Annotated in this window: 19 protein-coding genes; 11 read left to right on the top strand and 8 right to left on the bottom strand. The window is 57.0% G+C overall.

Annotation, left to right across the window (positions count from 1 at the left end):
* Positions 1-241 precede the first annotated feature (241 nt).
* From CLR77_RS10085 to fliS, 5 genes are all read left to right on the top strand, one after another.
* Complete coding sequence (locus CLR77_RS10085; RefSeq protein WP_097460533.1) at positions 242-2,290, top strand: motility associated factor glycosyltransferase family protein; 2,049 nt, start codon at positions 242-244, stop codon at positions 2,288-2,290.
* A 246-nt stretch (positions 2,291-2,536) separates the two neighbouring features.
* Positions 2,537-4,645 carry a flagellin N-terminal helical domain-containing protein gene (locus CLR77_RS10080; RefSeq protein ID WP_097460532.1) on the top strand — a complete coding sequence of 703 codons (2,109 nt, stop codon included), beginning with the start codon at positions 2,537-2,539 and terminating at the stop codon, positions 4,643-4,645.
* Between the two features lie 68 nt (positions 4,646-4,713).
* Positions 4,714-5,208, top strand: a complete 495-nt coding sequence (locus CLR77_RS10075) for a flagellar protein FlaG (RefSeq protein ID WP_097460531.1) — start codon at positions 4,714-4,716, stop codon at positions 5,206-5,208.
* Positions 5,209-5,323: 115 nt separating this feature from the next.
* Complete coding sequence (gene fliD / locus CLR77_RS10070) at positions 5,324-7,330, top strand: flagellar filament capping protein FliD (protein WP_097460530.1); 2,007 nt, start codon at positions 5,324-5,326, stop codon at positions 7,328-7,330.
* A gap of 33 nt (positions 7,331-7,363) precedes the next feature.
* Positions 7,364-7,759 carry a flagellar export chaperone FliS gene (gene fliS / locus CLR77_RS10065; protein ID WP_097460529.1) on the top strand — a complete coding sequence of 132 codons (396 nt, stop codon included), beginning with the start codon at positions 7,364-7,366 and terminating at the stop codon, positions 7,757-7,759.
* A 58-nt stretch (positions 7,760-7,817) separates the two neighbouring features.
* Here the strand turns inward: fliS and CLR77_RS10060 are convergent, their stop codons facing one another.
* On the bottom strand, positions 7,818-8,747 hold the full coding sequence (locus tag CLR77_RS10060; protein WP_097460528.1) for a histone deacetylase family protein: 930 nt from the start codon (positions 8,745-8,747) through the stop codon (positions 7,818-7,820).
* A 171-nt stretch (positions 8,748-8,918) separates the two neighbouring features.
* Here CLR77_RS10060 and CLR77_RS10055 point away from each other — a divergent pair, with 171 nt between their 5' ends.
* Positions 8,919-11,666 carry a bifunctional acetate--CoA ligase family protein/GNAT family N-acetyltransferase gene (locus CLR77_RS10055; protein WP_097460527.1) on the top strand — a complete coding sequence of 916 codons (2,748 nt, stop codon included), beginning with the start codon at positions 8,919-8,921 and terminating at the stop codon, positions 11,664-11,666.
* Between the two features lie 4 nt (positions 11,667-11,670).
* Here CLR77_RS10055 and rdgC read toward each other — a convergent pair whose 3' ends face one another.
* The gene (gene rdgC, locus CLR77_RS10050) at positions 11,671-12,597 is read right to left on the bottom strand and encodes a recombination-associated protein RdgC (RefSeq protein ID WP_097460526.1); all 927 of its coding nucleotides are present in this window, start codon (positions 12,595-12,597) and stop codon (positions 11,671-11,673) included.
* 130 nt (positions 12,598-12,727) lie between these two features.
* On the opposite strand from rdgC, the gene CLR77_RS10045 reads away from it, so the two are divergent.
* The 4 genes from CLR77_RS10045 to CLR77_RS10030 all read left to right on the top strand — a co-directional run bounded on the left by CLR77_RS10045 (position 12,728) and on the right by CLR77_RS10030 (position 16,153).
* Entirely contained in the window at positions 12,728-12,973 is a 246-nt protein-coding gene (locus CLR77_RS10045) for a glutaredoxin family protein (protein ID WP_097460982.1), read from the top strand.
* Positions 12,974-13,011: 38 nt separating this feature from the next.
* Entirely contained in the window at positions 13,012-15,057 is a 2,046-nt protein-coding gene (locus tag CLR77_RS10040; protein WP_097460525.1) for a tetratricopeptide repeat protein, read from the top strand.
* 21 nt (positions 15,058-15,078) lie between these two features.
* Positions 15,079-15,852 (top strand): peroxide stress protein YaaA, encoded by a 774-nt coding sequence (gene yaaA / locus CLR77_RS10035; RefSeq protein WP_097460524.1) that lies wholly within the window; start codon positions 15,079-15,081, stop codon positions 15,850-15,852.
* 100 nt (positions 15,853-15,952) lie between these two features.
* Positions 15,953-16,153 carry a DUF2788 domain-containing protein gene (locus tag CLR77_RS10030; RefSeq protein WP_097460523.1) on the top strand — a complete coding sequence of 67 codons (201 nt, stop codon included), beginning with the start codon at positions 15,953-15,955 and terminating at the stop codon, positions 16,151-16,153.
* On the opposite strand, the gene CLR77_RS10025 is transcribed toward CLR77_RS10030, so the two are convergent.
* The 4 genes from CLR77_RS10025 to CLR77_RS10010 are packed head-to-tail and all read right to left on the bottom strand — an operon-like array spanning position 16,143 to position 19,747.
* Positions 16,143-16,913 carry a YciK family oxidoreductase gene (locus CLR77_RS10025; protein WP_097460522.1) on the bottom strand — a complete coding sequence of 257 codons (771 nt, stop codon included), beginning with the start codon at positions 16,911-16,913 and terminating at the stop codon, positions 16,143-16,145. The genes CLR77_RS10030 and CLR77_RS10025 overlap by 11 nt on opposite strands.
* 20 nt (positions 16,914-16,933) lie before the next feature.
* Positions 16,934-17,626 carry an HAD-IA family hydrolase gene (locus CLR77_RS10020; RefSeq protein ID WP_097460521.1) on the bottom strand — a complete coding sequence of 231 codons (693 nt, stop codon included), beginning with the start codon at positions 17,624-17,626 and terminating at the stop codon, positions 16,934-16,936.
* Positions 17,627-18,358 carry a bifunctional 2-polyprenyl-6-hydroxyphenol methylase/3-demethylubiquinol 3-O-methyltransferase UbiG gene (ubiG, locus tag CLR77_RS10015; protein ID WP_264754692.1) on the bottom strand — a complete coding sequence of 244 codons (732 nt, stop codon included), beginning with the start codon at positions 18,356-18,358 and terminating at the stop codon, positions 17,627-17,629.
* 45 nt (positions 18,359-18,403) lie between these two features.
* Positions 18,404-19,747, bottom strand: a complete 1,344-nt coding sequence (locus CLR77_RS10010; protein WP_097460520.1) for a TRZ/ATZ family hydrolase — start codon at positions 19,745-19,747, stop codon at positions 18,404-18,406.
* A gap of 173 nt (positions 19,748-19,920) precedes the next feature.
* On the opposite strand from CLR77_RS10010, the gene mtnA reads away from it, so the two are divergent.
* Positions 19,921-20,988, top strand: coding sequence for an S-methyl-5-thioribose-1-phosphate isomerase (gene mtnA, locus CLR77_RS10005; RefSeq protein ID WP_097460519.1), 1,068 nt, complete (start codon positions 19,921-19,923; stop codon positions 20,986-20,988).
* A 63-nt stretch (positions 20,989-21,051) separates the two neighbouring features.
* Here the strand turns inward: mtnA and CLR77_RS10000 are convergent, their stop codons facing one another.
* Together CLR77_RS10000 and CLR77_RS09995 are read right to left on the bottom strand one after the other, a co-directional pair.
* Entirely contained in the window at positions 21,052-21,948 is an 897-nt protein-coding gene (locus CLR77_RS10000; RefSeq protein ID WP_227519877.1) for a helix-turn-helix domain-containing protein, read from the bottom strand.
* Positions 21,949-21,969: 21 nt separating this feature from the next.
* A complete protein-coding gene (locus CLR77_RS09995) occupies positions 21,970-24,156 on the bottom strand; it encodes a carboxy terminal-processing peptidase (RefSeq protein WP_097460518.1) in 2,187 nt (728 codons plus the stop codon).
* Positions 24,157-24,158: the final 2 nt, after the last annotated feature.

Here is a 24,158-nt window from a genome sequence, read left to right as displayed (position 1 = left end):
TCTTTTAAAAACAGATTTCTGGATGTTTTTTTTAATTCTGGGATTCTGTAAGCGGCGATGATTCGCTGGGATTTTGTCGCCGTTAACGAAGGAGGTGGCAGGAAATTGCCGCTTTGGAGGTGGTGGGTTAATGAGTTGCTCTTGCAAGGTATAGGTGCCTATAGTTCCGTCAGCGTAAAGTATCGACCCGACCGCGTTGGGGCCTTGCAGTTGTCCGGGATCTATCAGGAGCAAACCAAGAGTGAGTAATGCAGCGACCGCATTCATTGAGCGACGAGCGCGAAACCTGAAGTTCTTTCGAGAACACTACCCCAACATCTATATGTTCTTTGCGGAATATAAGATGTCTCGTTACCGTCTCAATATCCTGCCTGAAGATCAGGAAGTTGATATTGTTGGGGAGTCTGGCAGTTTTTATGGGAATCAGGGAAAGGCCTTTGCGAAAGCAGAGGTGGCCTCTTTCAGAGAGGTTTTCTCGCCGGGGAAATTGCTAAAAACGGTTGCGCCTATCAATACTGGAGGGCTTTACTACCCGAGGTTCATGCACAGTCGTTTAAGGGAACTCGTTCAGCCCTATCAGGCCGATATTCAGAAGCCTGGTTATTCCCTCGAATTTTATCCCTTGATGGTTTTTATGGGGGTTGGTCTCGGATTGCAGGTCGAAGGGCTATGCCGGCAGGAAAAGCTTCAACACGCCATTATCGTAGAGCCTCAGCCTGACATCTTTGCCGCCAGTCTTTATGCCGTGGATTGGGAGAAAATTTGTCGTCCTTTCATGGGGCAGGCTGGCCGCAGTATCCGTTTTATTCTTGGTATGACGGGGGAGGTGGATAGCATCTATTCCGATCTGTGGAATGCGCTTATCGGCCATTGCCCAGCCTATCCCGTGGGTACGATGTTTTTCACCCACCGAGGCGACGCAGAATGTAACCGCATCGTCGACAAGCTCAATCACAACATGATGCTGTTTCTTTCGTCGTGGGGACATTACGACGATGAAATCCGACAGTTCAACAATGCGCTGCATACCTTTAACCGCCAGGTGCCGTTTATTCCTGACCATCTGGATGGTGCTGAGTCAATGCCGGTGTTCCTGGTAGGGAACGGCCCGTCGTTGGACGACCGTATCGACGTCATACGCCAGCTCAGGGAGAAAGTCGTACTGGTGAGCTGTGGGACTGCATTGCGCAGTTTGCTGCAATACGGGATCGAGCCGGACTTTCATGTCGAGCTGGAGTCCGACTTTGTGACGTTTCGCGTGCTCGATGCACTCGATCATGAAACCCTCAAACGCTTGAGATTGATTTCAGTGTCCCATGTCTGTCCGCTGATCTTCGACCTGTTCGGGCAAAGCCGGATCTACTTCAAGAAAGAGAACTGCATTGCGCAATTTTTTGGTGACGGCAACCCTGTCATTGCCCATGGGGTTCCCACTTGTACGAACGCGGCGCTCGCACTGAGTCTGCATCTTGGTTTCCAGGATATTTACCTGTTTGGCATGGACTTCGGTTATCACGATCGTCGCTACCATCACTCAAAACGGTCGATCTACCAGGCTGAGGATAAAGGGAATCTCTCGGATATTGGCTTTGATCCGTCTGAAGAGATGGAGGTTAAAGGGTGGCAGGGTGAGCCGGTTTACACGACACCGATCTACTTTTCGACGCTGCGCATGACTGAACGGGTTATCGGTGAAGTACGACGGAAGAACCGAGACGCCGTAGCGATCCATGCCTGCGCTGACGGCGCGAAGATTGAAGGGGCGGATTGGTTGTCCAATGAGCAGATCCTAGAGCGTTTGTCGAGCTGTGGCGTAGGTGGTCAGGGCGCTCTGCTGGCGAAGCTCTTTGCTCCCGAAGCGCAAAGCTTGCCGCGCGAAACTGTAGCGGAACGGATCGCATTTGCCGGCGAAATCTTGCGCGCAGCGTCGCGAGACCTGACAGCGATGCTGCGAGGAGGCTCCCTTAATAGCTTGTGGGAGGTTTCCCGTCTCTGTTCGCAGATCAATGACTACCTGGAAGAGCAGTTGGAAAAGAAATCCCCTGGTTTGTATTACCTTGTCCGAGGCAGTGTGCGGGTGTTTATCCTTGTCGGTCTGAGTTATGCCTGGATGATGGGGCGGGGAGACAGGCGCAAGGAATTCATCCGAGTTTGGCGGGCGGCCTTTATTGATGCGCTGCAGGCATTGCCTGACCATTTTGAGCGAGTGACTGGCAAATCGTTCGAGCAGGATGATCCCTGGATCCGGCAGGCTATTGGTAACGAAGAAGTCTTTGCTGAAGGTGTCTGATGTCACTTTGCCATAAGGGTGTTGCGTAGGAGCAGTAATGCGCCCAAGGCTTTGGCATCGACTTCAGTTCGTTAAATGACCTCATTACATTCAGTAACAATAAAATTCGCTTTAGAGCCTAAAGAATTCTAAGAGCGGCCCGCTAACCACTACAGAAGGCGAGAGCAGCAGCATTAAGCTCAACCGCTTCACAACCAGGTATCAAACCGGTTATCAATAAAGCGCAGGTTAGACGGGAGAAGCGTCATGCCCCAGATTATCAATACCAACATCGCGTCACTGAACGCGCAATACAACCTGAATAAGTCGCAGGGTAGCTACCAGACGGCCCTGCAACGGTTGTCTTCGGGTCTTCGTATCAACAGTGCTGCTGACGATGCTGCGGGCTTGGCGATCGCAACTCGGTTTCAGTCGCAGATCAACGGTACCAACCAGGCTGTTCGTAATGCGGGTGATGGTATCTCGCTGGCGCAGACGGCTGGCAGTGCCTTGAGTTCGATTACCGATAACCTCCAGCGGATTCGGGAGCTGGCTGTTCAGTCCGCTAACGATACGAATACCTCCGTTGACCGTAAGTCGTTGCAGCAGGAAGTATCGCAGCTGAAAGCGGAAATCCAGAACACCGCAACAACGACGAACTTCAACGGTAAGAAACTGTTGGATGGTAGCTTCCAGAATGCCCAGTTCCAGACAGGTGCCAACGTTGGTCAAACGATTAGCGTGAGCATTGCCAAGGTAGATACCACCACGCTGGGTACGGCGCAATCCGCAGGCATAAGCAGTCAGTTGTCGAGCGCGCAAATCGCTGGTCAGGCGACAGGTGTTAACCCAGCGTTGGCGTCGGGTGACCTTGTCATCAATGGCGTGTCTGTTGGTGCATCGGCAGGAAGTTCTGATACGGCTTCCACCGTCGATCAGTCGGCGAGCGCCATTGCAAAAGCGGCTGCCATCAACGCGGTTTCTGCGCAATCCGGTGTTACGGCACAAGCTAATGCGACTGTTGCCGAGGGGACTGACGTTACGGCTGCAAGTGCCAGCAAAAGTGGCAATATTTCCATCAACGGGCAGACGATTGCCGTTACGTTGTCTTCGGGCGCGGATGTCAAAACCGATCTGCAGGGTGTCGCAGATGCCATCAATACAAAACAGGATGCTACCGGCGTCTCCGCTTCTGTGGTTGCCACAAGCGATGGTTTCCGTATTGATTTGACGGCAGCAGACGGTCGCAACATCGAGCTGAAAGGCGACGGCACTAACAATGCGAGCGCATACGGTTTGGCGTCCGCTGGAGCTAGCACCAATGCCGTGTTTACCGGCACGGTCACGCTTCATAGTACCGCTGGTAACGACATTAATCTGTCGACGACAACCGGTGATATCGGGAAGGACGCGGGTTTCTCTGCTGGTACCTTCAGCGGGGTAAATGGCGGTGCGGTTTCCCATGCTGATACGACGGCTACCCGTGGCGCACTGGCCTCGGGTGATTTGCAGATCAATGGGATCGATGTAGGGGCGACGCTCGCTTCAGACGATACTGCATCCACTACAAAGTCATCAGCAAGTGGTATTTCTCTGGCAGCAGCCATAAACCGCGTATCCGGTCAAACCGGTGTTACGGCGACAACGGATGCTACCAATGTGTATTCCGGTAAAATTGCTGGCCTGACGAGTGGTACAGCATATGACTTTAAACTGAATGGCGTAGATATTAGCTTTACTGCAGGGGCGGATACGTCCTCGACTCAGGCGGCGATCACCGCAGCAGTTAATGCGAAAAGTGGCCAGACTGGTATAACAGCATCCGCGTTGGGCTCTGATAAGTTCGCGCTGACGGCGGCCGATGGACGTAACGTGGACGTTGCTGCCGGTGGTGTAGGGTCTTCAACTGACCTGATTGGCGCGGGTAGTATTCTGACGGCTGCGACAAACGTCTCCTCGGTTTCGTTACAGTCTGCCGGGCAGTTTACGATTGGTAGCCAAACCGCCAACATCGCCAAGTCGGGCTTCAATGTTGGCAGCTTTGGCGGAGCGGAAACCGGCACCAAGATCTCCGATCTGGATGTCAGCACGGTCGACGGTGCTAACAAGGCCATTCAGGCGGTGGATAACGCACTTTCGACAATCTCCTCCAATCAGGCGACCTTGGGTGCGGTTCAGAACCGTTTCTCCAGTACGGTAACAACGTTGCAGAGCCTGAGTAACAACCTGACGTCTGCGCAGTCGCGGATTCAGGATGCGGACTTCGCCTCCACAACGGCAGCCTTGTCCAAGGCTCAGGTGCTGCAGCAGGCGGGTATCTCCATCCTGGCCCAGGCCAACGCCCAGCCGAAACAGGTTCTTTCGCTCTTGCAATAACGCGGTAAGGTGAGGGCTGGCTCTCCGTGAGGAGGGCCAGCTCAGCCGTTTGAGGGCAGAGGTGCGTCATGAGTGACGTTAAATTGACTACAGTGAATGTGAACCCGGCCGACGTGGCGTCTCGCGTACCCACGGTGTCGACGGCTGTCCCTTCAAGCAATTCCAGTGCTACCGTTTCGCCAGTCTCATCCAGTACTGCTCAGCCGGCTTTCGCTACAGCGCATGCGCAGCCTGGCGCAGGTGTGGTGAAGCCGTCGGCAACGTCACCTTCAACAAGCAGCAACGCAACTTCAGCTCCGCCCAGGGCAGCTATTACGCCGCAGGAGCTTAAGAAGCAGGAAACTGCTGTTCAGGGGGCGATCAAGCAACTCAATGATTACGTTCAGTCCACCCGTCGTGACCTCCACTTTTCGGTGGATAAGTCCACGGGTAAGACGGTAATCACAGTGATAGATCAGCAAACTCAGAAGGTCGTAAGGCAGATCCCGGGAGAATTGGCTCTGAAGTTGGCTCAAAGTTTGCAGCAGGAAGAACCATTGAGCCTCTTTAAGGTTAAAGCCTGAAAAACGGTTTATCAGTGACATTCTGTTACCAAATAGGGGCAAAGTTTTGCCCCTATTTGCCGATAAACGGTTAGGCGGCGATATTCAGCCGATTTAAGAGTTTGGGGTATTTGTCATGGCAAGCATCTCTTCATTGGGTATTGGGTCCGGTGTACTGACCAGCAGTCTTCTTGACAAGTTGGTCACGGCCGAGAGCGACCCGGAAACCAAACGCCTGACCGCCAAACAGGACGATATCAACTCCAAGATTTCAGAGTTTGGTAAAATCCAGAGCGATATTACGGACTTGCGTCTACCGGCGCGGGTGCTGAGTCAGCCGGATGCACTCCTTTCCTACAAGGCCACCTCGTCCAATAGTGCGGTCAGCGGGACCGTCGATAACTCTGCTACTGTGCAGCCGGGCCAATACACGATTTCCGTCACCAGCCTCGCCCAGGCGCAATCGCTGGCGACAGGCACTTTCGCCGACTCCAATACAACCGCGGTCGGTACCGGCACGCTGACGATCAAGGTGGGGAGTACTACTAAGAGCATTACGGTCAACAGTAGCAATAATACGCTGTCTGGCATTGCCAATAGCATCAACTCGAGCAACCTCGGTATTAGCGCTAGTGTGGTGAATACCGGCTCAGGCTATCGGCTCGTGATGAGTGCGCAGCAGACGGGTACGGCGAATGCGATTTCCATATCGGTGCAGGACAGTGATGGCAATAATACCGATAGCAGCGGTCTGTCCCAGTTGGCTTATGACGGTACGACCAACAACCTAACGCAGACGGTTGCGGCCCAGGATGCGACGTTCAGCATCAACGGCATTAATGTTACGCGGTCGTCGAACCAGGTTTCTGATGCCATTCCAGGCGTTACGCTCAATCTGTCGACGTTGACAAACGGAAGCCCTGCCACCCTGACGATTGCTCAGGATACATCGACTGCTGCCTCGTATGTGCAGAATTTTGTCGATGCCTACAACAAGCTGCAATCCCTGGTTGCAACTGACACCAAATATGACCCGAGCACTAAAAGCGCGGGGATGTTCCTGGGGGATTCAACCGTCAACGGTGTAATGTCGCAGATTCGGCAGCAGTTGTCGTCTTTGTTACCGTCGTCGGCCGGTGCCGCCATCAGCTCGCTGGCAGAAGTGGGTATCTCCACGAATCCCCAGACGGGGCAGCTGTCCTTCGACCAGACGAAATTCACCAGTCAGTTGCAGGCGCATCCGCAGGATGTGGCAGCCCTGTTCGGTACTCAGGGGCGAACCAGCGATTCGCAGGTCAGTTATCTCACTGGAAGCGTTAATACTAAACCGGGCACTTATGCGGTCAATGTGACGCAACTGGCGGCGCAGGGTGGCTATACTGGCTCGGTCGCCATCGGTAGCAATACGCTGATCGATAGCACGAATAACACCTTGTCGCTCAAGGTTGACGGCACGACCACGGCATCGCTGACGTTAACCCAGGGGACTTATGCGACGGCGCAGGATCTGGTAAACGAAATCCAGAACCAGCTCAATTCGAATAATGCACTGAAGTCGGCCGGGCTATCTGTTACCGCTGGACTTGACGCAAACAACAACTTGACGTTGACCTCCAATACGTATGGTAGCAGCTCCAAAATTGACGTCACGGCTGTGGGTACTGGTTCGGCGACCAGCTTGGGCCTGTCCGTTGCACAGGGAACCGCAGGAACGGATGTCGCCGGGACGATCAATGGTGCAGCGGCATCCGGTAGTGGACAGAATCTGACATCGACAACCGGTGATGCCAATGGTCTTGCCGTCCAGATCTCCGGTGGAACTGTCGGTAGTCGGGGAACCGTGACCTATATCCAGGGGCTCGGTGACCGAATGGTCAACCTGATTAACGGGTTCCTGGATACCAACGGTCTGATTACGGCCAAAAACGACTATTATCAAACGCAGCTCAAAGACATTTCCGATCAGCAAACGAAACTGACCGATAGGATGAACTCCTACCGGCAGCGGTTGCAGAGCGAGTTTTCGTCTGCTGATTCAAGAATTGCCCAGTTAAACAGCACGATGAGTTTTTTGACCGCACAGTTGGGAGCGCTTTCCGGCAGCTCCAGCTCGGGTAGCTCAAGTTCCTCGAAAACCGGTTAAGTGACTCATGAACAGGCGCGAAGAGGTTAGCTCATGAATGCATTACAACAGTATCAGCGCGTTAATACCCAAACGAGCGTTGTGGATGCGGACCCGCACCACCTGATTCAGCTCCTGTACAACGGTGCCCTGGAACGGATTAACATGGCGAAGGCGCGGGTTCAGGCCAACGACTACGAAGGTAAGAATCGCCTTATCAACAAGGCGATCGAAATTATCTCGGGTTTGCGTGGTTTCCTGGATTTCGAGAAAGGTGGTGAGCTTGCCGGACGTCTGGAGTCCCTGTACGACTATATGGAGCGGCAACTGTTCCAGGCTAACCTGCATAACGATGTCAGCAAGCTCGACGAAGTTGCAAGCCTTCTGCGGCAGGTTAAGGAAGGCTGGGACGGCATTCGGGAAGAAGTCGTTTCACCGCAGTCTGCATAAATCGTGACTGCAGGGCTCTATCGGTTTTGCATGAGCGCCGATAGAAGCCCTCGAAGCCTCAGCGAGAGGCTTCGAACAGGGTCTCAATGTGAGCCTGGGCGCTCGCACCCAAGGCTTTCAGGTTATATCCCCCCTCCAGAATCGACACGATGCGATCGGCAGCGGTTTGCCGGGCGATATCGACAATCATTTCCGTAAGCCATCGATAATCGGCTTCCTCCAGTTCGAAATCGGCCATGGGGTCGAGCTTGTGGCCATCGAAGCCTGCTGACACGAGTACGAGCTGAGGCTTGAAATCCTGCAGGCGATGCAGCCAGTCAGCTTCAACCTGCTTGCGATACTGAGCCGCCGGTGTATGTGCCGGTAATGGTGTATTAACGACATTTTCCGGCTGGTTGAAGCAGTGGCTGTGGGGGTAATAGGGGTGCTGGAAACTGGTGCAGACCAGAACCCGTTCGTCGCCACCAAAAATGTCCACAGTGCCGTTTCCCTGATGGACATCAAAGTCTATGATCGCCACCCGCTCCAGACTATGGAATGTCAGCGCTTGCATGGCGGCGACCGCAATGTTGTTGTAGAAACAGAAGCCCATGGTTTTTGAGCGCTCAGCATGATGTCCCGGAGGCCGTACCGCGCAGAAGGCGTTGTCGACCTGGCCGCTAAGCACCATGTCGACGCCTTGAACAGCAGCGCCGGCGGCAAGCCGGGCGGCACGCAGGGTATCCTGGCACATCAGGGTGTCCGGGTCGGCGAAAATCTTACCGTGGCTGGGCTGGATTAAGTCCAGTTGATGCAGGTACAGTTCCGGATGAACCCGTTGGAGTTGTTCGCGTTTCACTTCTTCTGCGCGAACGAAATCCAGGTCCTGCTCCAGCTTCGACCCTTGCAGTTCGTTCAGAATTGCGGCCAGTCGTTGCGGGCTTTCCGGATGCTCCGGCCCCATATCGTGCAGGGTGCAATCGTTGTGGCTGATATAGGCTGTGCTCATGGGCGTACGACGTCTTTTGTCTTTGTTGGTATGCGCTCGTTGTAAATGCGCGTATTTGTATCGGCGTGAAACAGGTAGTTGAGTCGATTGTATCAGGTCGTGGACGGGCTGCCCTGCCTATCGGGTGACTAAAATGTATCCATTGATAGGTGTCAGATCGGAGGTTGGACCTTGAGTACGAGATATCTGGAAGCTCTGTTCAATCCCGAGTCCATAGTGGTCGTCGGTGCTTCGGAGCGGGCGACCAACCTGGGTGGGATGGTCCTGCGAAATCTCATGGCGTCCGACTATCCGGGGCAGCTTCTCGTCATCAATAGTCATGATTATGACAATGTGCACGGTATTCGCTGTGTGCGCAAGGTCAGCCGAATGCCGTTTTGCCCGGAGTTGGCGATTATCTGTACGCCGCCGGAAACCGTCCCGAAAATGGTGCGTCAGTTGGGCGAGTCCCGGGTTAAAACGGCGATCGTGATGACAGGGGGGATGTCCCGGGCGCACAGTAAGACTGGGCGGCCGCTGATGTATTCCGTGCGAGATGCCGCCCGGGAAACCGGTATCCGCGTCTTGGGCCCCAACACGATCGGCATCATGGTGCCTGGGCGGCAGATTAATGCCACCTATGCGCACATGGGGGTCTTGCCCGGAAAGATCGCCTTCATTGGGCAATCCGGTACCATTGCCAGTGCCGTTATTGACTGGGCCTTTGCACGAGGTGTCGGTTTTTCCCAGTTCCTGACGCTGGGGGATGGCATGGATATCGATCATGACGACCTGATCGATTTCCTCGCCCAGGACCGCGAGACCAGGGCCATCCTGCTGCACCTTGAGCATATCCCGAACCCGCGTCGATTCCTCTCCGCTGTGCGGGTCGCCTCGCGCACCAAACCGGTGATCGCCGTCAAGAGCGGGCGGGTGCCCGAGTCCGAATGGCTTCCGGTCCCGCTGCCGGACGGTATTATTCGCAGCGATCCTATCTACGATGCGGTGCTCCAGCGAGGCGGTGTGCTTCGGGTGCACGGGCTGGACGACCTTTTCGATGCGCTGGAAACCCTGTCGCGGATGCGGCCGGTGAGGCGGGATGAGCTGGTGGTAATGGCCAATGGCGTCGGGCCGGGCGTCTTGGCGGTCGATCAGCTGGCCTATCTGGGAGGGGAGCTGGCGCAGCTCTCCAACGAAACGATCGACGCGTTGGCAGGGATGCTGCCGCCCTACTGGACGCGCAAAAACCCGATAGACCTCAACTACGACGCTTCACCGGCACTCTATGCCCAAACCATCGAAGCGCTGGCGAAGGATCCCAATGTCTCGAATGTCCTGGTGATGTATTCGCCGTCGTTGACGGAGGACAGTCTTCAGATTGCCGACGCCGTAATCAATACGGTCAAGCGCACGCGCCTGAACGTCTTCACCTGCTGGTTGGGGCAGAGTACGGTGATGGATGCCCGGGATGCCTTCTACAAGGCCGGTATTCCTACCTTCTTCTCGCCGGAGAAGGCGATCAAGGCCTTCATGCAGCACGTCAATCACCAGCGCAGCCAGCGCCTTCTGTTGGAAACCCCGGAATCCTTTAGCGATCACGGGGTGGACCGCTCCAAGGGGCGTAATATTGTTGCCAGCGCCCTGCGTGCGAAACGCAATCATCTTTCCAATCGCGAAGCCCGGGAGTTGATCGCCGATTACGGGATTCCGGTGATCGAGGCGTTCTATTGCGACGATGTGGAAGAAGTGCTCGATGTTTTTCATCGTCTGGCTGAACCGATCGATATTACCTTGATCCATGAAAAGAGCTGCCATCCGTTCATGGAGGAAAAAACCGGGCGTGGACGTTATAAGGCGACAATCAGGCGTCTGAATGAAGGCAAGGCCATACGCGCGTCTGCCGAACTGCTGATTCATGAATACCGCGAACATTTTCCCGATAGCGGTTTTCTGGGATTTGCCGTTCAGCGCGCCGATCAGGCCATGCTCGGAGGCATCGAGTTCAGTGTCGGCATTACGCGGGATGCGGTATTCGGCCCGCTGGTGGTTTGTGGTGCAGCAGGGGCAAGTGTCAACGTGATGGGGGATCGGCAGATCGCACTGCCGCCCCTGAATATGGTTTTGGCGCGTGAGCTGTTGAGCCGGACTCACATGTACCGGCTGCTCAAGGAGTACAGCTTTCGGCCCGAGCAGGATATCCGGGCTGTTTGCGAAACGTTGGTCACACTCTCCCAGATCGTGATCGACATTCCTGAGATCAAGGGGTTGGAGATCCTCCCTTTGCTGTTCAGTCGGGAAGGTGCGATAGCGGTGGATGTGGCGATCGATCTGGCTGAGCCTGGACGGCTGGTCATCCAGCCCTATCCGCGGGAATTGGAGGAGTGGATCATCCTGCCGAAATCCGGTCGCAAGGTCACTGTGCGACCGATTCGCGCCGAGGACGAGCCCGAGCATATTGAATTCCACGAGCGCCAGTCGGCCGAGTCCATCCGCTACCGTTTCTTCCAGTACAGGAAACACTTTTCCCACGAAGACGTGGTGCAGATGGTGCAGATAGATTATGACCGGGAAATGGTCTTCATCGCCAATGCAGAGCGGGAAGACGGCATCGGCGAGGAAACCCTCGGTTCGGTGCGTGTCTGGACCGACGCCGACAACCTGCAGTGCGAGTTCGCGGTTATGGTGCGTGATGACATGACCGGGGAGGGGTTAGGCATGACCCTGATGCAAAAGATGATCGACTATTGCCGCTCCCGCGGGACCGTGGAAATGATCGGCAATGTGATGCCCGACAATCAGCCCATGTTGCATCTGGCCGAACGGCTGGGGTTCTCGATTCGTTACAGCACGGACGAAGAAGTGATGGAAGTGAAGTTGCCGCTCAATCAGCCACAGAGCGAGTGGCAGAAGGAGCGGCTGGGCAATCACCCTTATCGCTGAAGCCTCAGGCTTCGATCAGCGCAGAACGGTCCTCGCCTCCCAGGGCTTCGAGCAGCGCGGGAATCAGGCGAGCGAACTCCAATGTCATCAGGCTGAAGGTGGCGTCGAAGCGCGCGGCAGCATCATCGGCCTCAACATCGTCCAGGCGTTCCTGGAAGGTGTCGCCGAAGCGAAGGCGGCGCAGCGCCAGCTCCTCGTCCAGCACAAAACTGAGGCTGTCATCCCAGGTCATTGCAATACGGGTGACCTGCATGCCGGTTTCCAGGTGGTTGCGAATTTCGTCGCTGCGCAGATCCAGTCCGCGACAACGGACGACACCGCCGTCTTCGCCGCTGTCCTTGAGTTCGCACTCCAGGCCCAGGGAAAACGAGGGTGGCATGTCCAGTGTTTCGGTCATCCAACCGGAAAAGGTGAAGGCGGGGGCCTGCTCGACCGCCGGCGGCCGGACCGGTAGGGAACCCAGTGTCTTGCGCAGGAAACTGGTCAGCTCTTCCGCCTGCTTTGCTGAGCCGGCATCCACGACCAGAAGATCTTCCTGAGGTGCCAGATAGGCGAAAATCAAGCGCGAGCGAGAGAATGCCTGGGGCAGCATTTCCAGCGTCACCTGTTCGCGAATCTCATCCTTCTCCTTGCGCCGGACCTTACGAGCCTGTTCGTGCTCGATCTGTTCGACGCGCTCGGCAACCACTTCCTTGATGACGGCAGCGGGTAACAGTTTTTCTTCTTTCCGCAGGCAGACCATGTGGTATCCGCCGGCGGAGTGCACATACTGTTGGCCGTGGCGCCCCAGCGGAGCGGTCCAGCCCAGGCGAAAGGTGTCCTGCGGGCCACAGGGCTTGAAAGCGGCCTGCGCCAAGGCGTTTTCCAGTGTCTCCGCCGTCAGTTCGACGGGCTTGGTGAAACGGTAGAATCTGGCATTGCGAAACCACATAACGGTCGCTCCCTGGCAAAAGAAAGGGGCGCATTATGGGAAAGAACTGAAATCGGGTAAAGTTGTCCGTCGATGTTTCGCTATTGATGGCGTGCCAAGTACTGTCGCAAGGATTTCCATAATGTCCGATCTGACGCTGACGCTCTATACGACTGAAGGTTGTCATCTGTGTGAGGCGGCGGAGGAAATATTGCAGCGAACGCCGCTGCGGGTGCCGCTGTCTGTGGATGTCGTGGATATTGCCTCGTCGCCGGAGCTGGTTGAGCGTTATGGCACTCGTATCCCTGTTCTACGCCGTTCCGACGATGGGACCGAATTGGGGTGGCCCTTCTCGGTGGACGACGTCCTGACTTTTCTTGGAACGACGCCCGTTTGAGGCTCGCTGCCCCCACCCTCTACTGATAAAAGGTTGTCATGGATATCCGCAAAGCCCTGGAGCATCATCAGGCGGGCCGCCTGGCGGAAGCTATCGAGCTGTATCAGCAGGTGCTGGAGCAGGACCCCGATAATGCGGATGCGCTGCACCTGCTCGGCAATGCCGCCTGCCAGCTGGGCGATTCGGAACTTGCCGTTTCCCTGATCTTCCGCGCACATGAGTTATTTCCAGGCAATCTGGGCTACCTGAATTCGCTGGGGATGGCATTCCGCGCGCAGGGACAGCTTGAGCAGTCCCTGGCGTGCTATGTCAAAGCGCGGGAAATGGCACCTGAAGCGGCATCAGTGCTTTTTGGAATGGCCAATACCCAGCAGGCCATGGGGGATTTCGGCGCGGCTGAGGCGAACTTCAAGGGCGCTTTGGCGATTACGCCGGACTTCTTTGAGGCACGATATAACCTCGCCAATCTGCAGAAGTCACAGGGACGATTGGATGACGCCATCGACAATTATCGGCAGGCGATCCTGTTGCAGCCGGAATTCGCTGATGCCCATCACAACCTGGGCAGTGCCTATCAGGACAAGGGTGCCCTGGATCTTGCGCTGGAGAGCTATGGTCGTGCGCTTGGGGGTGAGCTGCCTGAAACCCGTCACAATATGGGGACGATCTATCAGCTCCAGGGGCAGGTGGGGCGGGCGGCCGAATCCTTTGAGAGCGCTATCCGGTTACAGCCGGATTTTTTACCGGCCTACATGGCGCTCGGTCGCTTGCTGATGGAGCATGATCAGCTGACAGATGCCAACAGTTGCTTTGAATTGGCAGAAGCCGTTGCGCCGGGCAATGCGGAAGTGATGTTTAACCTGGGCGTCATTCAGACACGGCTGCAGCAACTGGATCTGGCGCGAGCGCATTTCGAGCGAGCGCTCCAGCAGCGGCCGGGATATGTGGATGCGCTCTACAACCTGGGTGTCGTGTTGGGGCGGCAGGGATCTTTATCCGGCGCGGAAACCTGCTATCGCGATGTGCTGTCCCTCGATGCCGGGCATGTCAGCGCGCAGATCAACCTCTCCGAATTGCTCCTGGAGGCGGGGCGATCGGCTGAGGCGCTGCAGTTGCGCCGGGCCGCTTACTCCCGGCAGAACCTGTTTCAGCGCTATTCCCGGCAGGCATGCAGGAGCGTGCTCATCCTGTTCGATGCGGGCAAGGGCAACCTGAACCTGACGCACCTGATCAGCGAGCGAACCAATAACCTGATCGACTGGATGATCGAATATGCGGACGAAGCGCAAATGGCGCAGCTTCCGGCGTACGATCTTGTCTTTAATGCCATGGGCGATCCAGATGTGACGGGACCTGTTGAGGTGCCCTTGCAGCGTTTCCTGGCACAGAATGACCGTCCCTTGCTGAATCCACCGGATAAGGTGGTGCTTACGGCCCGGCACCGGCTACCGGCCTTGCTGGCTGGCATCGATAATCTGCTCGTTCCCGACGTGCAGCGCCTGGCCACACCGGACGCCTGGAATGCTCGCCGGATGGACGACCTGCCGCTGTTGGTCCGACCGGTCGATACTCATGGCGGGGTGGGGCTGGAGCGCCTGTCCACCGCCGAGGACGTCGCGGCGTTTCAGGCGCGGCAATCCGGGCCGGTCTATGTTTCGCCTTTTATCGATTACCGGTCTGCGGAGGGCTGTTTTCGGAAATACCGGATGATTTTTGTCGACCGCATCCCGTATCCCTACCACCTCGCGATTTCCGATGACTGGCTGGTGCATTACTACCGCGCCGACATGGTCTCGGCACAGGGGAAGCTGGAAGAGGAACGAGCCTTTCTGGAAAACCCCCAGGGGGCTTTGGGCGAGGCGGGTTTTCGCGCGATACAGGAAATCGGTGAGCGCCTCGACCTCGACTATGGCGGCATCGATTTCTCGCTGATGCCGGACGGTCGCATTCTGGTCTTTGAGGCCAATGCCACCATGCTGGTTCATCCGGAAGCCGGGAATGGCCCTCTGGCGCACAAGAATCCTTATGTACGTCGTATATTCGATGCCTTTGAGAATCTGTTGGAACGTACTGTCACTCGTTGAACGGAACAGGATAGGAACACGATGCTGATTGTTATATCGCCGGCGAAAACGCTGGATTTTGAAAGTCCACTGGCTACCGAGAAGCACACCCAGCCGGCTTTCCTGGACGATTCCTGTGAGCTGATCGATCAACTCAAACTGCTTGAGCCGCATCAGGTCTCCGAGCTGATGAAGATCAGCGCGAAACTGGGTGACCTGAACGCGGCACGTTTTCAGCAATGGCAGCTGCCGTTCTCCCTGGACAACGCGCGCCAGGCTATTCTGGCGTTCAAGGGGGATGTTTATACCGGGCTGGAAGCGGAGACTTTCTCCGACGACGATTTTGCGTTTGCGCAGCAGCATCTGCGGATTTTGTCCGGCCTCTATGGGCTGTTGAAACCGCTCGACCTGATCCAACCTTATCGCCTGGAGATGGGCACATCCTTCCGCAACCAGCGGGGGAAGGATCTTTATGCGTTCTGGGGTGAGCGCCTGACGAAGGCTCTGCGGAGCGAGTTGGCAGCGGACGATCAAGTGTTGATCAACCTGGCTTCCAATGAATATTTTCACTCAGTCCAGCCGAAGGGCCTGGATGCCCGGGTCATTACGCCCCAGTTCCGTGACTGGAAAAACGGCCAGTATAAGATGATCAGCTTTTACGCCAAGAAGGCACGGGGCATGATGAGCGCTTACATCATTCGTCACCGAGTGACGGACCCGGAGGCGTTGAAAGACTTCAATGCCGGCGGATACTACTTCAGTCCGGAACAGTCTAAAGGCGATACCTGGGTCTTTTTGCGCGACGGAGAAGCGTGAGATAGGGCGCTCTGTCGGTTGCCTGGGCTATGGCCCAGGTCTTGGGCTACAGTCTAAAAAATAATCAATGTATAATGCCGCCTCCTTTCCGGAGGCTGTAATGACCGAAGAAACCTTCTCGAATATCTCTGTGACCGTCCTGGTGGGCGGTCTGATCGCTTTTATGGCGTTTATTGTTTGGGATCTCGCCAAGAAGTCCAAGGCTGGCCGCTTCGGCACCATGATGTTGTTTTTCGTGCTCGGCTTGGGCGTGGTGGCATTCCTGGTCAAGACCGTACTGGTTGAATTCCTTAAGGTGTAGGAGCCTTTGGCGGCCGGGATTGCGCATCGAATGCCTGGCCGGTCACCCCTTTGCTGTCGGGTCCCATCAGGTAGAGATAGACGGGCATGATGTCTTCCGGCGCAGGGTTGTCGGACGGATTTTCTGCCGGATAGGCGAAGGCTCGCATCGAGGTGCGGGTGGCTCCCGGATTGACGCTATTGGCGCGGATGGAATACGACGGCTCGTCCAACTCGTCCGCCGTCAGCTGCATCAGCCCTTCAGTACCGAATTTCGACACGGCATAGGCCCCCCAGTACGCCTTGGCTTTGCGGCCCACGCTGGAGGATGTGAAGATCACCGAGGCATCCTTCGACTGGCGCAGCAGTGGAATCATGGCTTGTGTCAGCAGGAAGGGGGCCGTCAGATTGACCTGCATAACCTGCTGCCAGACAGCGGGTTCGAATTGGGCGAGGGGAGTACGCTGGCCGATAATGCTGGCGTTGTGCAGAAGCCCATCCAGTCGACCGAAATTCTCATCGATACTGTCCGCAACCGAGGCGTAATCCTGGGCCGTCGCACCTTCCAGGTTCAACGGTACAATCGCTGGCTGGGGACCTCCAGCGGCCTCGATGTCGTCATAGACCTTTTCCAGCTTGCTGATCGTGCGGCCCAGCAGGATCACCGTGGCGCCGTGTCCGGCGAAGGACAGGGCCGCCGCGCGTCCGATGCCATCGCCTGCGCCGGTGACCAGAATGACCCTCTCCTTAAGCAAGTCTGCGGGGGCTTGATAATCGAACATGTTTCACCTCGCGTTGGATCTCAGTCGAGCGCGGCACTGCGCGCTGTCGCATAGCGTCGCTTCAGCCAGGGTAACAGATCCGTGGATTGCGCCAGAATCGTGTCGGCCTGCCAGTCGGCTACGGTCGCGATATCGTCGATATAACCCCAAGCAGCTGCCAGCGTTTTCATCCCTGCCCGTCTGCCGGCTTCGATATCGCGAAAATGGTCACCGACATAGAGACTGGCGGTCGGCAGCGCATCCAGTTGCCGGCAGGCGAGCAACAGGGACTCGGGGTCTGGCTTGCGGGCAATAACATCGTCCGGGCAGACCAGGGCACGGCAGCGCTTTTCAAGCCCCAGGCCTGCGATAAGCGGCGAACTGAAACGGCGCGGCTTATTGGTCACGATGCCCCAGGCGATACCGCTCTCGTCCAGCCAGTCCAGTGTCTGTTCGAGCGCCGGAAACAGCCGGGTTTCCCGGGTCAGGTGTTCGGCGTACAGATCCAGAAATTCGTCGATCAGGGGCGTGTTGTCGAGCGCTTCCCCCGTCAATCCGAAGCCGGCTTGAATCATGGCTCGGGTGCCGTTGGATACGAACGGCCGGATGCTGCCGTCGGGCAGCGTGGGCAGGCCGCGGCGATGCCTCAACAGGTTGATGCAGTAGATAAAGTCTGGCGCAGTGTCGACGAGGGTTCCGTCCAGGTCGAACAACACGGCATCTGACGACGGCATCTATGACTCCGTTTTGACCGCATGCATCAGGTAATTCACATCGACGTCACGACCCAGTTTGTAGCTCTTGGTGATCGGGTTGAAGGTCATGCCGGTAACTTCCTGAATATCCAGTCCGGTTTCGCGAACCCAATCGGCCAGCTCGGAGGGGCGGATGAACTTTTTCCAGTCGTGGGTGCCGCGCGGCAGCATCTTCAGAACGTATTCCGCACCAACGATCGCGAACAGCCAGGATTTTGGATTGCGGTTCAGCGTTGACAGGAACAGGTGTCCGCCGGGCTTCAACACGCGAGCGCAAGCTTCGATGACAGACGAAGGCTTGGGCACATGCTCGAGCATTTCCAGGCAGGTCACCACGTCGTAGCTTTCCGGTTCCGCATCGGCGAGGGCCTCGATGGTGGTTTGCCGGTAATCGACTTTAACCCCGGACTCGAGGCCGTGCAGCCGCGCTACCGAGAGTGGCGCTTCACCCATGTCGATACCGGTGACGTGGGCGCCTCTCAGGCTCATGCCTTCAGACAACAGCCCGCCGCCGCAACCCACGTCCAGAACCCGCTTCCCGGCCAGTGATACCCGCTCGTCAATAAAGTTGAGGCGGAGCGGATTGATGTCGTGCAGCGGCTTGAACTCGCTGCTGGGATCCCACCAGCGGCTGGCAAGAGCCTCGAACTTGGCAATCTCGCCGCGGTCGACATTGCCCGGCATAGCCTGTTGTGTACTTTCTTGATTCATCGAAAGATCCTGTCGTGGAAATCTGGTCTTAACTTCGGAAGACCGTTAACGGTCTTCAGCGCGAATACGTGTTGCCCAATCCGCCACCCGCTCTCTCAGGCTGTGCAGGTCGATCCGCAGCAACTCACCGTTCTCCAGGTGCAGCTCACCACCGATCCAGTTGTGGGACACCTGACGTGAATTGACGCTGTACACAAGGTGAGAGACGGGGTCGTAGACCGGTTGGCAAAGGTCGTCACTGAGATCGATGGCGATGATGTCCGCGAGTTTCCCGGTTTCCAATGACCCGAGGTCATTATCGCGTCCCAGGGCCCTGGCTGCATTGATGGTTGTCATCGCCAGCGTCTGATGGGCGTTGAGCGCTGCCGCGTTGCCGGATACGGCCTTGGCCAGAAGAGCCGCGGTGCGCATTTCGCCCAGCAGGTCGAGGTCGTTGTTGCTGGCCGCGCCATCGGTGCCCAGGGTGAGGTTGACGCCGGCGGCGCGTAACTTTTCTGTCGGGCAGAAACCGCTGGCCAGTTTCAGGTTGGACTCCGGGCAGTGGACCACCGTGGCGCCGGACTCGACGAGTAGCCGGACGTCATGATCATCGATCTGAGTCATATGGACGCACTGCGTACGGGGCGTCAGCATCCCCAGTTCAGCGAGTCTCTGGGTCGGCCGCAGGCCTGTGTTATTAATGGCTTCCTGGACCTCAAACGCCGTCTCGTGCAGGTGAATCTGAATCGTGGCGTCGATCTCTTCGGCCAGCGAAACGATTTGCCGCATCGGGCCATCGGACAGGGTATAGGGTGCATGAGGGCCAAAACCGACGTTGATCCATTCGCTGTTGCGATAGCGATCGTAAAGGTTAAGGCCCTTACGCAGGTATTCCTCGGGACCGCTTCCCCAACTGGTGGGAAAGTCGAGTACAGGAAAGCAGATTTGGCTGCGGATGCGGTGGCTGTGCGCAACTTCAGCGGTCACCTCGGGGAAAAAATACATATCGCTGAAGGTGGTGGTGCCACCTCGAATCATCTCGGCAATCGCCAGCAGCGTACCGTCAGCAACGAAGTTTTCATCGACGAAGCGACGCTCCGCGGGCCAGATATGATCGTTGAGCCATGTCATCAGCGGCAGGTCGTCGGCCAGGCCGCGGAACAGGGTCATGGCCGCGTGGCCGTGCATGTTGATCAGGCCCGGGAGCAGCACATGTCGGCCCAAGGCCTTTTTCTGTTTCGGTTGAAAGCGCGCTTCGGCCTCCGCCAGGGGCAGCACCGCGATAATGCGACCGTCATCGACAGCCACGGCATGGTGCTCCAGGACGATGTTTTCCGGCACCACGGGCACAATCCAGCGTGCGGAAATCAAAAGGTCGATCGCCTGAGGCGCGGCGGCAGTTTCACTCATGATGCGAGTCCTGGTATCAGCACCGAAAATCGCCGCAACAGTGCGGCTTCGTCAAAGACGGCAGTATAGCGAGAGGCGCCGTCCGCAACCACCGTCAGCCACGGTTAAGGACCGCATGCGCCGGCGCCTGCTTCCGTTATAATGCACGGCATTCGACTGAGAGGTGTCACGTCATGCAAGCAGAGACAACAAGGGATATCGGCGTCGTCGCCCTGGAATGGCGGGGAGACAGCCTGGCGCTGCTGGATCAGCGCCTCCTGCCCGGAGAGGAACGCTGGTTGACATTGTCGACTGCCGACGAAGTCTTCTCCGCTATCAGGGACATGGTGGTTCGCGGAGCGCCAGCGATCGGTATCAGCGCAGCGTACGGCGTGGTGCTGGCGGCGCGATCGGCCCTGGAGAGTGAGGACTGGCTGGCCCGTATCGAATCCGCCATCGAAAACCTGGCCGAGTCGCGTCCGACAGCGGTCAACCTGTTCTGGGCGCTACGGCGGATGCGAGAGCCACTGGCTGTAGTCGCCTCGGCGCTGGAAGCCGTCGAGCAACTGGAGCGTCAGGCGGTAAGGATTCACCAGGAAGACCTGGCGGCGAACCTGCATATGGGGGCCCTGGCCCTGGAAGTGATCGGCCGCGATGCGCCTGAACCGATTTCCGTTCTGACCCATTGCAATACCGGCGCGCTTGCGACGGGCGGCTACGGGACGGCCTTGGGCGTCATTCGCAGTCTCTGGAAGAGCGGCAAGCTCAGTCGCGTCTATGCGGATGAAACCCGGCCCTGGCTGCAGGGCGCCCGTCTGACGGCCTGGGAACTGCAACGCGACGGCATTCCCGTCACCTTGAATGCCGATAGCGCTGCGGCGCACCTGATGGCTGGCGGCAGCATTAAATGGGTCATTGTCGGTGCTGACAGGATTACCGCCAATGGCGACGTTGCCAACAAGATCGGTACTTATGGGCTGGCTGTTCTGGCCCGCTTTCACGGGGTTCGCTTTATGGTGGTGGCGCCGAGCAGCACGGTCGACATGCAGTTGGCCTCCGGCCGGGACATCCCTATAGAGCAGAGGACGGGTGAAGAGGTGAGGGCAATCCGCGGTATCGCTATCGCACCGGAGGATGTCGAAGTGTTCAATCCGGTATTCGATGTCACACCTGCCGACCTGATCGACGTGATCGTTACCGAGAAAGGCGTCATTGAACAGCCCACGCAGGAGAAAATGGTGGCGTTGTTTGGCGGTAAGTAGAGATCGGCGGGCAGTAGATATCGGTGGGGAGTCGAGAGCCGTCACACCCTGAGGCCGGCAGGTTCAGTCGGCCGTCTTACCGGATGAGGCACTCTTGCCGCGGTGTTCTTTTCCGGCCTTTGGTTTTGTGCCTTTATCCTTACCCGAAGCGGTTTTCTTTGTGGTGTGGTGATCCGCTTCCAACTCCGATTTAGCCTTCGCTAAGGCGGCTTCCTGTTCGGCGATGAAGTGTAGCGACATCTCGAACGACGAGCGCGTGAATTCCAGTACCTTGGCAAAACCTTCATCAGACAGCTTCCGGGCGGAATCCTGGCTGCGGAAAATGTTGATGAACTGCCGTTCGCGTTCGAACTGCAGGGGAAGACGTCCGACACCCCAGTCATTCAGGATTTTCCAGGTTTCCGGGCTGTAGGTACGGGAGTAACGAAGGACAAAAGGAATGGGATCGTTTCGCGCAAAGAGTGCGGCCAAGCGCAGAATCAACTCAAAGGACAGCGTTGCGGTGCCGTTCTCGACGGCTTCGAGCAGGGTCTTGTCGTTGAGATTGAGGGCTTCGCTCAATTCGTTGAGTGTCAAGCCAGCCACTTCACGGACATCCCGCAACGATTCGCCGGCGGCCAGCATCACTCTCAGTTGGTCCTGCGAGCGCATGAGCGCCCGCCCGACCTTAAGAGAGGTGTCCGTCGTGCGTCTTGCGAAGCGGAAGGCAGAACCGGTGAACTCGCCAATCCGGTCTAGCAGAGAGGCTTCTTCCTGTGAGACCGGAGGGCGGGCGGCACTTTTGTCGGGTGCCGCCTTTTTTTCTGCCGATTTCGCCGAGGGTTCCGGTGATGGCTCCTTTTCCTGAGTCTCCGAATCCAGAGATTGCAGCCGCTGAAGTTCGTTCAGGGACTCGAGTGTGTGCAGCGAATCCTTGAGCAAATCCTCCAGTGCGTGCGCCTTCTCTTCATCGGTAGCCATCCTGGTTCCCTCTAGTGCGCCTTATTGCGCTGCCACTTCAGTGGGTGTTACATCGTTGATGGAAGCGATCTTGCTGTTCAGGTTCAGCATGTCGACGATGATCTCACCGCCTTCTTTGACCACGAAATCATTACGTTGCTTGTTCTCAGGGTCTTCTGTCTGGGTCTGCTGCCAGGTATCGAAGGCTTTCCAGCTCTTGAACGGCGCCTTGTTGTCGAGCTTGCGTCGTTCGTTCGCCAGCGCCAGTTGCTCGTTCTGCAGCTTCGTCTGTTCCTGTTTGCGTTTTTCGTAGTTCAAACTGATGGTTTTCCGCTCACGCTGCGCCTTGAGGAAGGCGATTTCCTTCAGCAGCAGTTGATAATGCGGGTTGCTGTCGAAGCGTGCATCGTGCTCCTTGCGAAGCTTCGGCAGGATTTTCTGGAAGTCGTAATAGTGTACGTGCGGCACCGGTGGGATCTGATCCCAGGGCAGGTCGGCCGGCAGCGTGTCTTCGCCGATCTCGGAATCATCGATGCGACCGGGCAATACGATATCGGGTGTCACGCCCTTACGTTGGGTGCTTGCCCCGGAAATCCGATAGAACTTGGACTGCGTGATCTTCAACTGGCCATGGTTCAGCGGACGAACGGCCTGAACGGTGCCTTTGCCGAAGGTCTGGGAGCCGACGATCAGACCCCGGCCATAGTCCTGGATGGCACCGGAGAAAATTTCCGATGCAGAGGCGCTCAGGCGGTTGACCAGCACGACGAGGGGACCGGCATAGACCACGTTGGGATCTGGATCTGTCAGCACGTCAACGGTGTTGTCGGAATTGCGGATCTGCACGGTGGGGCCATCGCCGATAAAGAGGCCGACCAGCTCGTTGGCCTCCTGCAGGGCGCCGCCGCCGTTATTGCGCAGGTCCAGTACGAGGCCGTCGATGCCTTTCTTCTGTAGAGCGGCAATCAGTCGGCGGACATCGCGGGTCGTACTCTTGTAGTTGGGGTCGCCACGCTGCATGGCCTGGAAGTCGGCATAGAAGGCCGGCAGCTCAATGACGCCGATGTGCCAGGTCTTGCCGTCACGCTTGAATTCGATGCGATGACTCTGCGCCGCCTGTTCTTCGAGCTTCACCTTGCTGCGGGTGATCTGGATAACCTTGGCGTGAGACTCATCGGTTGCACCCGGAGGAATCACTTCCAGGCGCACGACAGACTGGCTGGGACCGCGAATCAGCGATACCACATCATCCAGTCGCCAGCCGACGACATTTTTCATTTCGCCATCAGCACCTTCGGCGACACCGATAATCCGGTCAGCCGGTTTCAGTTGCCCCTGACGCGCAGCCGGGCCGCCGGGAATCAGGCGCACAACCTTGGTGTACTCGTTGTCGCTCTGCAGCACTGCGCCTATGCCGTCGAGCGACAGGCTCATATTGATATTGAAATTTTCCGAGGTGCGCGGTGAAAAGTACATGGTGTGCGGGTCCCAGACGCCGCACAGCGCATTCATGTAAGACTGGAAGGCATCTTCGCTATGTACCTGATAGGCGCGCCCCAGTTGACTCTCGTAGCGCTGACGCAGGCTTTTGACGATGGCCTTGTCGTCTTTGCCGGCCAGCCGCATGCTCAATACCGCGTTCTTGAAGCGGCGGTGCCACACAGCGTCCAGTTGAGACTGGCTGGTAGCCCACGGCTGATCCTTGCGATCGAGCAGCATGGTTTGTTCTTTATTGAAGTCGAGCTTGTCGATGCCCTGGTTGACCAGGTTCAGCATGTAGTGGATGCGCTGAATGATGCGTCGCTCGAAGGTATTATAGATGTCGAACGCCGGGTCCAGTTGGCCGGTTTTCAGGTCCGTGGCGAACGTCGGCAGATATTGGTTGAAATGGTCGATGTCACTCTGCAGGAAATACAGGTGCTGACCGTCCAGATCATTGAGGTAATCGTTGAAGACCTTGTGCGCCAGCTTGTCATCGATTTTCAGGTGCAGGTAATGGGTAAACTGCAATGCCCTGGCGATCAGGATATTGGCTCGCGCCTGTTCCACCGTTGGTTTCGCAGGGATATAAGTCTTCGGTTCCTGCGGCGATTCCGGTATGCCGCTCTTTGCTGAGGCCAGTGTCGGCGCCAGGCTGAACAGGAGGGCAAAAAGCAGGGTGAAGAGATGGAAGCGCGGCGTGTTTTTACGGCTTTGTCTTAGATCGAGACTGAGTCTGGTCAAGGGCATGC

This window comes from Mangrovitalea sediminis (genome assembly GCF_002514725.1).
Lineage (GTDB): Bacteria > Pseudomonadota > Gammaproteobacteria > Pseudomonadales > Oleiphilaceae > Mangrovitalea > Mangrovitalea sediminis.
This window is presented reverse-complemented; position numbering and strand designations above follow the sequence as displayed.

Excerpts from the sequence above, each read along its gene's own strand:
- CLR77_RS10080 (WP_097460532.1), top strand. The coding sequence starts at position 2,537 with ATGCCCCAGATTATCAATACCAACATCGCGTCACTGAACGCGCAATAC.
- CLR77_RS10075 (WP_097460531.1), top strand. The coding sequence starts at position 4,714 with ATGAGTGACGTTAAATTGACTACAGTGAATGTGAACCCGGCCGACGTG.
- fliD (WP_097460530.1), top strand. The coding sequence starts at position 5,324 with ATGGCAAGCATCTCTTCATTGGGTATTGGGTCCGGTGTACTGACCAGC.
- fliS (WP_097460529.1), top strand. The coding sequence starts at position 7,364 with ATGAATGCATTACAACAGTATCAGCGCGTTAATACCCAAACGAGCGTT.
- CLR77_RS10060 (WP_097460528.1), bottom strand. The coding sequence starts at position 8,747 with ATGAGCACAGCCTATATCAGCCACAACGATTGCACCCTGCACGATATG.
- rdgC (WP_097460526.1), bottom strand. The coding sequence starts at position 12,597 with ATGTGGTTTCGCAATGCCAGATTCTACCGTTTCACCAAGCCCGTCGAA.
- CLR77_RS10040 (WP_097460525.1), top strand. The coding sequence starts at position 13,012 with ATGGATATCCGCAAAGCCCTGGAGCATCATCAGGCGGGCCGCCTGGCG.
- yaaA (WP_097460524.1), top strand. The coding sequence starts at position 15,079 with ATGCTGATTGTTATATCGCCGGCGAAAACGCTGGATTTTGAAAGTCCA.
- CLR77_RS10030 (WP_097460523.1), top strand. The coding sequence starts at position 15,953 with ATGACCGAAGAAACCTTCTCGAATATCTCTGTGACCGTCCTGGTGGGC.
- CLR77_RS10025 (WP_097460522.1), bottom strand. The coding sequence starts at position 16,913 with ATGTTCGATTATCAAGCCCCCGCAGACTTGCTTAAGGAGAGGGTCATT.
- CLR77_RS10020 (WP_097460521.1), bottom strand. The coding sequence starts at position 17,626 with ATGCCGTCGTCAGATGCCGTGTTGTTCGACCTGGACGGAACCCTCGTC.
- ubiG (WP_264754692.1), bottom strand. The coding sequence starts at position 18,358 with ATGAATCAAGAAAGTACACAACAGGCTATGCCGGGCAATGTCGACCGC.
- CLR77_RS10010 (WP_097460520.1), bottom strand. The coding sequence starts at position 19,747 with ATGAGTGAAACTGCCGCCGCGCCTCAGGCGATCGACCTTTTGATTTCC.
- mtnA (WP_097460519.1), top strand. The coding sequence starts at position 19,921 with ATGCAAGCAGAGACAACAAGGGATATCGGCGTCGTCGCCCTGGAATGG.
- CLR77_RS10000 (WP_227519877.1), bottom strand. The coding sequence starts at position 21,948 with ATGGCTACCGATGAAGAGAAGGCGCACGCACTGGAGGATTTGCTCAAG.
- CLR77_RS09995 (WP_097460518.1), bottom strand. The coding sequence starts at position 24,156 with ATGCCCTTGACCAGACTCAGTCTCGATCTAAGACAAAGCCGTAAAAAC.